This is a genomic window from Kitasatospora sp. NPDC094016, from assembly GCF_040304045.1.
Taxonomy (GTDB): Bacteria; Actinomycetota; Actinomycetes; order Streptomycetales; family Streptomycetaceae; genus Kitasatospora.
Map to the genome: position 1 here is coordinate 76,810 of NZ_JBEOUK010000013.1, position 12,396 is coordinate 89,205.

Annotated in this window: 11 protein-coding genes; 9 read left to right on the forward strand and 2 right to left on the reverse strand. The window is 74.5% G+C overall.

Annotated features, from left to right (window positions below; translation table 11 throughout):
• Positions 1-119 precede the first annotated feature (119 nt).
• The 8 genes from ABT015_RS15145 to ABT015_RS15180 all read left to right on the forward strand — a co-directional run bounded on the left by ABT015_RS15145 (position 120) and on the right by ABT015_RS15180 (position 9,519).
• On the forward strand, positions 120-1,457 hold the full coding sequence (locus ABT015_RS15145) for an ABC transporter substrate-binding protein (RefSeq protein ID WP_350879457.1): 1,338 nt from the start codon (positions 120-122) through the stop codon (positions 1,455-1,457).
• Positions 1,454-2,404, forward strand: coding sequence for a carbohydrate ABC transporter permease (locus ABT015_RS15150; protein ID WP_350879458.1), 951 nt, complete (start codon positions 1,454-1,456; stop codon positions 2,402-2,404). Before ABT015_RS15145 ends, ABT015_RS15150 begins: the two co-directional genes overlap by 4 nt.
• Positions 2,401-3,315: a carbohydrate ABC transporter permease gene (locus ABT015_RS15155; protein ID WP_350879460.1), complete on the forward strand. Its 915-nt coding sequence runs from the start codon at positions 2,401-2,403 to the stop codon at positions 3,313-3,315. Before ABT015_RS15150 ends, ABT015_RS15155 begins: the two co-directional genes overlap by 4 nt.
• Positions 3,312-4,361 carry a hydroxyacid dehydrogenase gene (locus ABT015_RS15160; RefSeq protein ID WP_502897321.1) on the forward strand — a complete coding sequence of 350 codons (1,050 nt, stop codon included), beginning with the start codon at positions 3,312-3,314 and terminating at the stop codon, positions 4,359-4,361. The genes ABT015_RS15155 and ABT015_RS15160 overlap by 4 nt, the downstream gene beginning before the upstream one ends.
• An 85-nt stretch (positions 4,362-4,446) precedes the next feature.
• Complete coding sequence (locus ABT015_RS15165; RefSeq protein WP_402452255.1) at positions 4,447-5,550, forward strand: Gfo/Idh/MocA family protein; 1,104 nt, start codon at positions 4,447-4,449, stop codon at positions 5,548-5,550.
• Positions 5,550-6,722 (forward strand): dihydrodipicolinate synthase family protein, encoded by a 1,173-nt coding sequence (locus ABT015_RS15170; protein WP_350879462.1) that lies wholly within the window; start codon positions 5,550-5,552, stop codon positions 6,720-6,722. Before ABT015_RS15165 ends, ABT015_RS15170 begins: the two co-directional genes overlap by 1 nt.
• Entirely contained in the window at positions 6,719-7,645 is a 927-nt protein-coding gene (locus ABT015_RS15175; protein WP_350879464.1) for a sugar phosphate isomerase/epimerase family protein, read from the forward strand. The genes ABT015_RS15170 and ABT015_RS15175 overlap by 4 nt, the downstream gene beginning before the upstream one ends.
• A gap of 68 nt (positions 7,646-7,713) precedes the next feature.
• Positions 7,714-9,519: a glycoside hydrolase family 35 protein gene (locus tag ABT015_RS15180; protein WP_350879466.1), complete on the forward strand. Its 1,806-nt coding sequence runs from the start codon at positions 7,714-7,716 to the stop codon at positions 9,517-9,519.
• 61 nt (positions 9,520-9,580) lie between these two features.
• On the opposite strand, the gene ABT015_RS15185 is transcribed toward ABT015_RS15180, so the two are convergent.
• The gene (locus ABT015_RS15185; RefSeq protein WP_350879467.1) at positions 9,581-10,372 is read right to left on the reverse strand and encodes a methyltransferase domain-containing protein; all 792 of its coding nucleotides are present in this window, start codon (positions 10,370-10,372) and stop codon (positions 9,581-9,583) included.
• A 275-nt stretch (positions 10,373-10,647) separates the two neighbouring features.
• On the opposite strand from ABT015_RS15185, the gene ABT015_RS15190 reads away from it, so the two are divergent.
• The gene (locus ABT015_RS15190; protein WP_350879469.1) at positions 10,648-11,727 is read left to right on the forward strand and encodes a peptidoglycan recognition protein family protein; all 1,080 of its coding nucleotides are present in this window, start codon (positions 10,648-10,650) and stop codon (positions 11,725-11,727) included.
• A 78-nt stretch (positions 11,728-11,805) separates the two neighbouring features.
• On the opposite strand, the gene ABT015_RS15195 is transcribed toward ABT015_RS15190, so the two are convergent.
• Positions 11,806-12,279: a helix-turn-helix domain-containing protein gene (locus ABT015_RS15195; protein ID WP_350879471.1), complete on the reverse strand. Its 474-nt coding sequence runs from the start codon at positions 12,277-12,279 to the stop codon at positions 11,806-11,808.
• Positions 12,280-12,396: the final 117 nt, after the last annotated feature.

The window sequence follows — 12,396 nt, forward strand, 5'->3', positions numbered from 1 at the left end:
CCCGATCTCTTGACTTCGATCGTTCGTCCGCCCAGGATGGCGACCACTTGCTCGCCCGGTCGCGGCCACCGGCAGCCCCCCTGACCTCCCGGCCGCGCCCCCCTCTCCCGGAGTCGTGCATGCCCTCACTCCCGCTCTCCCTCCCCCACCCCCGGCGCAGACTCCTCCGCGCCGCCGCCGGCGGCCTGCTGTCGACCGTCCTCCTCGCCGCCTGCGGCGGCAGCGGCGGCGGGGCCCCGAAGGCCGACGACGGCAAGCCGGTCACGCTGACCTTCTGGGCCTGGTCCAAGGGGACGAAGGAGGTCGTCGCCGCCTTCAACGCCTCCCACCCCGACGTCAACGTGGTCTACGAGGAGATACCCTCCGGCACGGCCGGCGGGTACGCCAAGATCTCCAACGCGGTGAAGGCCGGCAACGCCCCCGACGTGTTCAACGTCGAGTACGCCCAACTGCCGGACTTCGTCAGCCAGGGCGCCGTCCAGGACATCTCCGGGCTCGTCCCCGGCGAGCTCAAGGCGAAGTACCTGCCGCAGACCATGGACCTGACCAGCCTCGGCGGCCGTACCTGGGCGCTGCCGCTGGACGCCTCGCCGCAGGCCTTCTACTACCGCAAGGACCTCTTCGACCGGGCCGGCCTCACCCCGCCGAAGACCTGGGACGAATTCCGCACCGCCGCGCGGAAACTGAAGGAGGCCCAGCCGGACACCCGGATCGCCACCTTCTTCCCCGACGACCCGGCCACCTTCGAGGCGATGGCCTGGCAGGGCGGCGCCCACTGGTTCACCGGCCGCGACGACGCCTGGAGCGTCGACCTCAACGGCGCGGGGACCAAGCAGACCGCGGACTACTGGCAGCAGCTGATCGCCGAGGACCTGGTCCGCGTCCAGCCCTCGTTCAGCCAGCCGTGGACGGCCTCGCTGCAGAAGGGCGAGACCGCCGGCTACCTCGGCGCCTCCTGGGGCGGCGGGGTACTGAAGGGCACCCTGCCCGACGCGGCCGGCACGTGGGCCGTCGCCCCGATGCCCAGCTGGGACGGCGTCCCGGCCAGCGGCATGGTCGGCGGCACCACCTTCGCCGTCTCCAAGAACAGCAAGAAGGCCAAGGCGGCCGTCGAGTTCGCCACCTGGGCGACCACCACGCCGGAGGGCATCAAGGCCCGGATCGCCTCCGGCACCTCCTCCGCCTTCCCGGCCGCGCCCGCGCTCGTCCCGGTGGCCGAGGAGGCCTTCAAGGCCGACTTCTACGGCGGCCAGGACGTGTACGCGCTCTACTCGGACGCCGCGAAGTCGATCAAGCCGAACTGGCAGTGGGGCCCGACGATGAACGCGACCAACAACGCGCTCAAGGACGCGTTCGGCAAGCTCACCCAGGGCGGCACCGTCCAGGCGGCCCTCGACGCCGCGCAGCAGTCCACGCTGGCCGAGCTGAAGAACCGCGGCCTCAAGGTCAAGCAGTGACCGCCGAGGCGCCCCGCACCGGGCCCGGGCCCGCCGTCGCCGCCCGCGCCCGCCGGCGCGGGCGGTACGGGGCGCCGGCCGTCCTGCTCGCCCCGTTCGTGCTCCTGTTCACCGCCTGCACGCTCGTCCCGATCGGCTACGCCGTCCACCTCAGCCTGTACACCGAGCACCGGTCCGGGCTCGGCTTCGGCGGCGGCGAGACGGTCTTCACCGGCCTCGGCAACTACGCCCGGGCGCTCGGCGACCAGGCGTTCCGCTCGGGCTTCTGGACCACCGCGCAGTACTGCCTGCTCTACATCCCGCTGATGACGGGGCTGGCGCTGCTCCTCGCGCTGCTGCTGGACTCGGCGCTGGCCCGCGCCCGCCGCTTCTTCCAGCTGGCGCTGTTCCTGCCGCACGCGGTGCCCGGCATCATCGCCGCGCTGATCTGGGTCTACCTGTACACGCCCGGCATCAGCCCGGTCATCGACGTGCTGAACGCCGGCGGCGCCCACCCCGATCCGTTCGGCGCGCCGCTGCCCGCCGTGGTCAACATCGCGCTCTGGGAGTGGACCGGCTACAACATGGTCATCTTCTACGCCGCGCTCCAGGCCGTCCCGCGCGAAGTCCTCGAAGCGGCCGTCGTCGACGGCGCCGGACCGCTGCGGACCGCCGTCAGCGTCAAGATCCCGCTCATCCGCGCCTCGATCGTGCTGGTCGGCCTGTTCACCCTGATCGGCTCGCTCCAGCTCTTCACCGAACCGATGATCCTGCACGGCGCCTCCCCCGGTGTCGTCTCCACCTGGACGCCCAGCATGTACGCCTACACCGCCGCCTTCGACCGGGGCGACTACGGCCTGGCCGCCGCCGCCTCGGTGCTGCTCGCGCTCGCCGCCGCCGCGCTGTCCTTCCTCGTCACCCGGGCCACCCGCCCGCGCCCGGACCGGCGGACGGAGGCCACCGGATGACCACGCTCGCCCCCGGACGCCGCCCCCGGCAGCGCTCCGCCGCCCGCAGCCACCCCCACGGGCACCCGCCCCGCCGCCCGTGGACGCTCTCCAAGGCCGCCGTCAACGGCGCCCTCGTCCTCGCCACCGCCTACACCCTGCTGCCGCTGCTGTGGCTGGTGACCGCCGCCGCCAAGAACACCGGCGACCTGCTCGGCGGGCGCGCCCTCTCCCCCTCCACCTGGCACCTCGGCGACAACCTGCACGCGCTGGCCACCACCGGCGACGGCATCTACTTCCGCTGGTACCTCAACTCCCTGCTGTACGCCGGGCTCGGCGCCCTGGCCTGCGCCCTGGTCTGCGTCTGCGCCGGGTACGCGTTCCACGTCCACGCCTTCCCCGGCAAGGAGAAGCTGTTCGGCCTGGTGCTGCTCGGCGTGCTGGTGCCCACCACCACGCTGGCCCTGCCGATGTACCTGCTCGCCTCGGACCTCGGCGTGGTCAACACCTTCTGGGCGGTCTTCGTGCCCTCCCTGGTCAACCCCTTCGGCGTCTACCTCGCCCGGGTGTTCTGCGCGGGCTACGTCCCCGGGGAGGTGCTGGAGGCGGCCCGGATGGACGGCGCCGGCGAACTGCGCACCTTCTGGTCGATCGGCCTGCGGATGATGACGCCCGGCTTCGTCACGGTGTTCCTCTTCCAGTTCACCGCGATCTGGAACAACTTCTTCCTCCCCCTGGTGATGCTCTCGGACAACCGGCTCTTCCCGGTCAGCCTCGGCCTGTTCAGCTGGAACGCCCAGACCCACGCCTTCCCCGAGTACTACCCCCTCGTCGTCAGCGGCTCGCTGCTCGCCGTCCTCCCGCTCGTGGCGGCCTTCGTCGGCCTGCAACGCCACTGGCGGGCCGGCCTGACCGCAGGAAGCGTCAAATGACCACCACCACAGCCGACATCCGCTCCCCCGCCGCCCCGGCCCGCCGACCCCGAGCCCTGCTCGCGATGGACCGCGCCCTGCCCGCCCGGCTGCTCGACCGGCACGCCGTCCAGCGGCTCACCGACCTCGCCGACCTCGACCCCGACCTGGTCGTGGACGACTTCGCCGCCCCCGAGGCCGCCGCCGCGCTGGCCCGCACCGAGGTCATCATCAGCGGCTGGGGCTGCCCGCCGCTGGACGAGGCCGTACTGGCCGCCGCACCCCGGCTGCGTGCCGTCATCCACGCCGCCGGCTCGGTCAAGCACCACGTCACCGACGCCTGCTGGCGGCGCGGCCTCCAGGTGACCTCGGCGGCCTGGGCCAACGCGCTGCCCGTCGCCGAGTACACCGTCGCCGCCGTGCTGCTCGCCAACAAGCGGCTGCTGGCGATCCGCGAGGACTACCGGCACCGGCGCGCCCCGCACGACTGGCAGGGCGCCTACGCCGCCGCCGGGAACTACCGGCGCACGGTCGGCGTCGTCGGCGCCTCCCGGATCGGGCGCCGGGTGCTCGAACTGCTCGGCCCGCACGACCTCGACCTGCTGCTGTACGACCCGTACGTCGAGGCCGCCGAGGCCGCCGCGCTCGGCGCCCGGGCCGTCGGCCTGGACGACCTGTGCGCCTCCTCCGACGTGGTCACCGTGCACGCCCCCGAACTGCCGGAGACCCACCACCTGGTGGACCGCCGCCGGCTCGCCCTGATGCGCGACGGCGCCACCCTGGTCAACACCTCCCGCGGCTCGCTGGTCGACCAGCAGGCGCTCACCGACGAACTCGTCGCCGGCCGCCTGGACGCCGTCCTCGACGTCACCGTCCCCGAGGTCCTGCCCGCCGACTCACCGCTGTACGAGCTGCCGAACGTCCTGCTCACCCCACACGTGGCCGGCTCGCTCGGCGGCGAGCTGCACCGGATGGCCGCCGCCGCGGCCGACGAACTCGCCCGCTACGCGCGGGGCCTGCCGTTCGCCCACGCCGTCCACCCCGAAGGCATCCACCGCACGGCCTGACCGCCACCCCCCGTTACCAGCTGCAAGGAGAACACCCGTGGACCGCAAGGTGATCGGCGTCGTCCTGAACGGCGTCACCGGCCGCATGGGCCACCGCCAGCACCTCGTCCGCTCGATCCTCGCCATCCGCGAGCAGGGCGGCCTCGACCTCGACGACGGCCGGGTGCTCTGGCCCGAACCCATCCTGCTCGGCCGCAACGAGGCCAAGCTGCGCGCCCTGGCCGAACGCCACGGCCTGGAGCACTGGACCACCTCGCTCGACGAGGCGCTCGCCCACCCGCTCACCGAGGTGTACTTCGACGCCCAGGTGACCCCCGCCCGGGAGGCCGCCCTGCGCGCCGCGATCGCCGCCGGCAAGCACGTCTACACCGAGAAGCCGACCGCCGAATCCCTCGACGCCGCCCTGGAACTGGCCCGCCTCGCCCGGGCGGCCGGCGTCCGCAACGGCGTCGTCCAGGACAAGCTGTTCCTGCCCGGGCTGCGCAAGCTCAAGCGGCTCGTCGACGGCGGGTTCTTCGGCCGGATCCTGTCCGTCCGCGGCGAGTTCGGCTACTGGGTCTTCGAGGGCGACTGGCAGAGCGCCCAGCGCCCGTCCTGGAACTACCGCGCCGAGGACGGCGGCGGCGTGATCCTCGACATGTTCCCGCACTGGCGCTACGTGCTGGACAACCTCTTCGGGCCCGTCCGCACGGTGTACGCGCACGCCTCCACCCACATCCCCCACCGCGTCGACGAGCAGGGCCGGGCCTACCCCGCCACCGCCGACGACGCCGCGTACGGCGTCTTCGAGCTGGCCGGCGGCGTCGTCGCGCAGATCAACTCCTCCTGGGCGGTGCGGGTCGACCGGGACGAACTGGTCGAGTTCCAGGTCGACGGCACCGAGGGCAGCGCCGTCGCCGGGCTGCGCGAGTGCCGCATCCAGCACCGGGCCACCACCCCCCGGCCGGTCTGGAACCCGGACCTCCCGGCCACCGACCCCTTCCGCGCCCAGTGGCAGCCGGTGCCCGCGAACGACGAGTACGACAACGGCTTCAAGGTGCAGTGGGAACTGTTCCTGCGCCACGTGGCGACCGGCTCCGCCTACCCGTGGGACCTCCTGGAGGGCGCCAAGGGCGTCCAGCTCGCCGAACTCGGCCTGCGCTCGGCGCGCGAGGGCCGCCGGCTCGACGTCCCCGAGCTGGTGCTCTGATGGCCGAACTGAACCTGCCCGGACACGGCCGGCTGCGGCTGCGCGAGCCCGCACCGCTCGACCTGCCCGCGCACCCGCCCGCCTCCCGCACGGCCTTCGCGGCCGCCCACGTCGTCGCCGACCCGCTCGGCGCCAACGCCGCCGGCGCCCCGGCCGCCCTGGACTGGGACGCCACCCTCGCCTTCCGCCACCACCTCTGGTCACTCGGCCTCGGCGTCGCCGACGCCATGGACACCGCCCAGCGCGGCATGGGCCTGGACTGGGCCGCCACCCGCGAACTCATCACCCGCTCCGGCGCGGCGGCCCGCGCCGTCGGCGGCCGGCTCGCCTGCGGCGTCGGCACCGACCAGATCACCGACCCGGCACGCTCCTTGAGCGACATCACGGCCACCGCCCTGAGCGAGGTCGCGGACGCCTACGAGGCGCAGCTCGCCGTCGTCGAGGCCGCCGGCGCGCAGCCCGTCCTGATGGCCAGCCGGGCCCTCAACTCCCGCGCCCGCGGCCCGGAGGACTTCCTCCGCGTCTACGACGGACTGATCCGGCAGTCCGCCCGGCCGGTGATCCTGCACTGGCTCGGCGCCGCCTTCGACCCGGCACTGGCCGGCTACTGGGGCTCCGCCGACCTCGACGCGGCCACCGACACCGTCCTCACCCTCATCCGCGAACACCCCGGGCGGATCGACGGCATCAAGGTGTCGCTGCTGGACGCCGACCGGGAGATCGCGCTGCGCCGCGCCCTGCCCGCCGGGGTGCGGCTCTACACCGGCGACGACTTCCACTACCCCGAACTGATCAAGGGCGACGGACTCGGCCACAGCGACGCCCTGCTCGGCGTCTTCGACCCGATCGCCGGCCACGCCGCGGCGGCCCTGCACGCCCTCGACGCCGGCGACAGCGCCCGCTACGACGCGCTGCTCGGCCCGACGCTTCCGCTGGCCCGGCACCTCTTCGCGGCGCCGACCTACCACTACAAGACCGGCGTGGTCTTCCTCGCCTACCTGGCCGGCCACCAGGAGCACTTCACCATGGTGGCCGGCGCCCAGAGCGGCCGGTCCGTACCGCACCTCGTCGAGCTTCTTCGGCTCGCCGACGCCGCCGGGGTGCTCCCCGACCCCGAGCTCGCGGCCGACCGGATGCGCCGCTACCTCGCCCTGGCCGGGTGGTCGGCATGACCGCACCGGGCCCCGCCACACCGGACGCCGCCGCACCAGGCCCCGCCCTGCCGGGCCCCGTCCTGCCGGGCGTCGCCGCCCCGGGACTGGAACGGCTCTCGCTCAACCAGATCACCACCAAGCACTGGTCCCTGCCCGAGGCCGTCCGGGGCTGCGCACAGGCGGGCATCCCGGCGATCGGCCTGTGGCGGGACAAGGTCGCCGAGACCGGAACGGCCCGCGCCGCCCGGCTGGTCCGCGACAGCGGCCTGACCGTCAGCAGCCTCTGCCGGGGCGGCTTCCTCACCGCCGCCGGGGCCGAGGGCCGCCGCGCCGCGCTCGACGACAACCGGCGGGCCGTCGAGGAGGCCGCCGAACTCGGCACCGACACCCTGGTGCTGGTCGTCGGAGGCCTGCCCGAGGGCAGCCGCGACTTGCCCGGCGCGCGCGCCCGGATCGCCGACCTGCTCGCCGAACTCGCCCAGTACGCCGGGCAGTCCGGCGTCCGGCTGGCCATCGAACCGCTGCATCCGATGTTCTGCGCCGACCGCGCCGTGGTCTCCACCCTCGGCCAGGCGCTCGACCTCGCCGCACCGCACCCGGCCGCCCAGGTCGGCGTGGTCGTCGACAGCTACCACGTCTGGTGGGATCCGGCGCTGCCCGAGCAGCTCGACCGGGCGGGCCGGGACGGCCGCATCGCCGCCTACCAGGTGTGCGACTGGACGCTGCCGCTACCCGCCGACGTCCTGCTCGGGCGCGGCCACGTCGGCGACGGCCACATCGACTTCCGCTCCCTCACCGACCAGGTCACGGCCGCGGGCTACACCGGCTGGATCGAGGTCGAGATCTTCAACGAGCGGGTCTGGGCCACCCCCGGCGCGCAGACCCTCGCCACCGTGGCCGACCGCCACCGCACCCACGTCGCCGCCGCGCCGCGCCGGTAGCCGTTGGCCGTCCACCGTCGGGGCCTACCCTGGCAGCCCGTGCCAAACCCTCGAAAGCTGGTCACGCGATGATCGAAACGATCGAACTCGAATACGACGACTCCGGGTTCCGCCGCAACGGGGCCCCGCACCGGATCGTCGCCGGCTCCCTGCACTATTTCCGCGTCCACCCCGAGCTCTGGGACGACCGGCTGCGCCGCCTGCGCGCCCTCGGCGTCAACACCGTGGACACCTACATCCCGTGGAACTTCCACGAACTGCCCACCGGCGAGATCGACTTCACCGGCTGGCGGGACGTGGCCCGGTTCGTCCGGCTGGCCCAGGAACACGGACTGGACGTCATCCTGCGGCCCGGCCCCTACATCTGCGCCGAATGGGAGTTCGGCGGCCTGCCCGCCCGGCTGCTCGCCGTCGACGGCCTGCGCCTGCGCTGCGCCGACCCCGCCTTCCTGGCCGCCGTCGACGGCTGGTTCGACGCTCTCGTGCCCGAGCTGGTGCCGCTGCTGGCCAGCCGCGGCGGCCCCGTCGTGGCCGTCCAGGTCGAGAACGAGTACGGCAGCTACGGCACCGACGCCGGCTACCTCGCCCACCTGCGCGACGGCCTCCTCGCCCGCGGCGTGGACTGCCTGCTGTTCACCGCCGACGGCGCCGAGGACTTCATGCAGCAGGGCGGCGCGATCCCCGGCCTGCTCGCCACCGCGACCTTCGGCTCCCGCGCCCCCGAGCGCTTCGAGGTGCTGCGCCGTCAGCAGCCCAAGGGGCCGCTCGCCGCCATGGAGTTCTGGATCGGCTGGTTCGACCGCGTCGGCGGGCCCCACCACGTCCGCGACCCGGAGGAGTCCGCCCGCTCCCTGGACGCGCTCCTCGCCACCGGCGCCTCCGTCAACCTCTACATGGCCCACGGCGGCACCAACTTCGGCCTCTGGTCCGGCGCCAACCACACCGGCACCAGCCCCGACACCCCGGGCTACGAGCCCACCACCACCAGCTACGACTACGACGCCCCCATCGGCGAGGCCGGCGAACTCACGGCCAAGTTCCACGCCCTGCGGGACGTCATCGGCCGGTACCTCCCCCTGCCCGACGGCGAGCTCCCCGCCGAGCCGCCCCGCCTGGCCCCGCGCCGCATCGACCGCGGGACCGGCCGGGCCCGCCTGTTCGACTCCCTGGACGCCCTGGCCACCCCGCACCACCGGCCCGTCCCGGAACCCATGGAGAACCTCGGCCAGTCCCTCGGCCTCATCCACTACCGCACCCGCGTCCCCGGCCCCCGCCCCACCCTGCCGCTGCGCATCGACGGCCTCGGCGACCGCGCCCAGGTCTTCGCCGACGGCAACCCCCTCGGCACCCTCGACCGCAACGACCCCGGCGCCACCCTCCCGCTGGCCACCGCGCCGGCCGGCACCACCCTGGACATCCTGGTCGAGGCGCTCGGCCGCACCAACTACGGCCCCCAGCTCGACGACCGCAAGGGCATCCGGCGCGGCGTCTCGCACGAACGCCAGCGCCTCCACGACTGGGAGATCCGCCCGCTCCCCCTCACCGACCTGAGCGGCCTGGACTTCGACCCGGCCACCGCCGCCACCGACGGGGACCCGGCCTTCCACCGCTTCGAGACCGACCTCGACACCCCCGCCGACGCCTTCCTCGCCCTCCCCGGCTGGGGCCGCGGCCTGCTCTGGCTCAACGGCTTCCTCCTCGGCCGCTACACCGACGAGGGCCCGCAGCGCACCCTCTACGCCCCCGCCCCGCTCTGGCGCCCGGGCACCAACACCCTCGTCCTCCTCGAACTCACCCGCCACGGCGAAGCCCTCGACCTCCGCGACCGACCCGACCTCGGCCCCGTCACGGACGCCCCCAGCTCCGAGTTCTGAGGCGCGTCGAAGCGCGTCGAGGACCGGTCGGCCGAGGACTGGGCGTTCCCGCGGTGGTCGCCTACCGGCGCCGGCCCCAGCAGGTGATCAGCGGGGCGGTCGTCACGTCCAGCTCGGTGTCGCGGAGGTTCGCCAGGTGCCGGTCCAGGTCGGCGGCGGGGAGGTCGGGGCCCACCAGCTGCTCGCGGAGCTGGCGGACCGTCGCCGCCTCCAGCTCCCGGCAGGCCGGGGAGGTGACGGGGAAATACGCCTCGGCGGCGACGTCCGTCAGGCCCGCCTCGCGGAGCAGCCGGGGCAGGGTCCGGCCGAAGGCGAGGTCGGCGCCGCGCTCGGCGAGCCGGGCCCGGAACGCCCGGCGCACCCGGTTCGCCAGCTCCTCGTCCGGTCCGTGCTCGTCCGGGCAGGCGAGCGGCTGCAGGGCCGGGTCCGCGTCCTCGACCACCAGCCAGCCCCCGGGCCGTACCGCCGACGCCAGCCGCCGCAGCACCTCGGCCCGGTCGGGCAGGTGCACCAGCACCAGGCGGACGTGCACCAGGTCGAACCGCTCGTCGGGCAGCGGGTCGCGGGTGACGTCGTGCCGCAGGACCTCGACGCGGTCGGCGGGCAGTCCGGTCAGCCAGCTGGTGTCCAGGTCACTGGCCAGGACCCGGCCGGCCGGCCCGACCCGCTCGGCCAGCGCCAGCGGGATCCCCGGGCCGCCCGCACCCACCTCCCAGCAGTGGTGCCCGTCGGCCGGGCCCAGCCGGTCCAGGTGCTCCAGCGTCCACGCGTCGAACAGCTCGGCGATGCCCTCGAACCGTCGACCCGCCTCCCGCTGCCGATTGTCCAGCAGGTAGCCGCGCTCGTCGCCCATGCTCCGCGCCTCTCGGATCGCCCGTGCCCGTCGCCCCGCCCGTCGCTCGACGCGGCCGAACGCGGTCGACCGCGATGGTAGGCGATCGGCGCCGGGTGCGCGAAGGCGCCCCGGGAGACGCACTTCTGCGTCTCCCGCCCCGGGCTGTGGCGTCCCGGGACGCGGGAGGGACGGCGAAGCCATGGTGGACCGGGCCTCCGCACTCCTAGCGTGGCGGCCGACCGGTCCGACGGGTCCGGACCCGCCAGCCAGCCGAGGAACAGGTGGCCCCGTTCATGTACCCCGACTCCACCCCGCCCCGCCCCGGTCGCCGCTCCTTCCTGACCGGCGCCCTCGCGGTCGGCGGCGGTGCCCTGCTCGCGTCCGCCCTGCCCGCCGGGGTGGCACGAGCCGCCGACGGCCCGACGGTGGCCGACACGGCCGCGTGGGGCGCCCGGCCCTCCAGCATCCCCGTCAACGTCCTGACCGGGGTGCCGGACAAGGTGATCGTGCACCACACCGCGACCCCCAACGTGACGGACTACTCGCAGGCGGCCGCGTTCTCGCTGGCCCGGTCCGTGCAGACGTACCAGATGGACTCCGAGGGCTGGATCGACACCGGGCAGCACTTCACCATCAGCCGCGGCGCGTACGTCCTGGAAGGCCGCCACGGCAGCCTGTCCACGCTGCGCGACGGCGCCCGGCACGTCGAGGCCGCCCACTGCACGGCGCAGAACACGGTGGCGATCGGCATCGAGAACGAAGGCACCTACACCACCGTCGACCCGCGCGGCGAGCAGTACGCGGCGCTGATCGACCTGATCACCTACATCTGCCGCCAGTACGGGCTGCGGGCCTACCAGATCTACGGGCACCGGGACTTCAACAACACCGAGTGCCCCGGTGACCGCCTGTACGCGCTGCTCCCGCAGCTGCGCCGCGACGTCGCGGCCCGCATCGGCGGAGACCCGACCGGGCCCGTGTGGCCGCTGCTCACCGGCGGGGCCTCGGGCGAGACGGTGCGGACCCTCCAGTACCTGCTGGTGCAGCACGGCGCGAGCCTGACCGTCGACGGCGCGTACGGGCCCGCGACGCAGAGCGCCGTCACGGCCTTCCAGAACCTCACGCACGCCACCGCGGACGGGATCGCGGGCAACCAGACGTGGAGCCAGGCGGTCGCGCCCCTCGCCGACGGCGCCTCGGGCAGCGCGGTGCTGGCCGTGCAGGGCCAGTTGGTGGCGCACGGCATCCAGGTGGGCGTGGACGGCGCGTTCGGCCCCGGCACCCGGTCCGCGGTGACGGCCTTCCAGACCTCGGCCGGACTGCCCGCCGACGGGGTGGTGGACGCCCGCACCTGGAGCCGGCTGGTCGCCTGACCCCCGTACCCGCCGGGCCCGGCCCGGATCACCCGACGCCCCCGCGGATCCGTCGCGTCCGCGGGGGCGTCGTCGTGGTCAGCCCACGGTCCTGTCCGGCCGGGACGGCCACCGGCCGGTGACGGCCAGCACCAGGCCCGCCGCCAGCATCAGCACGAGGGCGACCAGCGGCCGCAGCAGGCCCGTCCGGTGGCCGTGATGCTGCCGGCACCCGGACCGTGCGGCCCCCGCTGGCCCGGGTGCCGGCGGCACGGCGGTGTCCGGCAGTGCGCCGGCCGGTGTGCCCGCGGCACGGCAGCCGTCCGCCCGGCGCCACAGGTCGAGCAGCCGGTCGGCGTCGCCGGCGCAGACGGAGGCGATGCTCTCCACGGCGTCGCGCGGCGGGAACTGCTTGCCGTTCACCCACCGCTCCCAGGAGGACTTCGCGTAGTGGGTGCGTTCGCTGATCCGGGCGTACGTCAGGCCCGACTCGGACTTCAGCGACCGGAGCTCCCTGGCGAGTTCTTCGGCAGGGGCCGGAGACGTGGTGTACGGCGCGTGGTGGCGGTCCATGTGGCTTCTCCCCCGTTGCTCTGTGCTGTGAGGTGCCCGGGCCGGGGGGCCTGCCGGCGTGCCGGCCGGGGCGCGGCCCACTCTGCGGGATTCTCCACCGGTCTTCGAGCGTCCTCG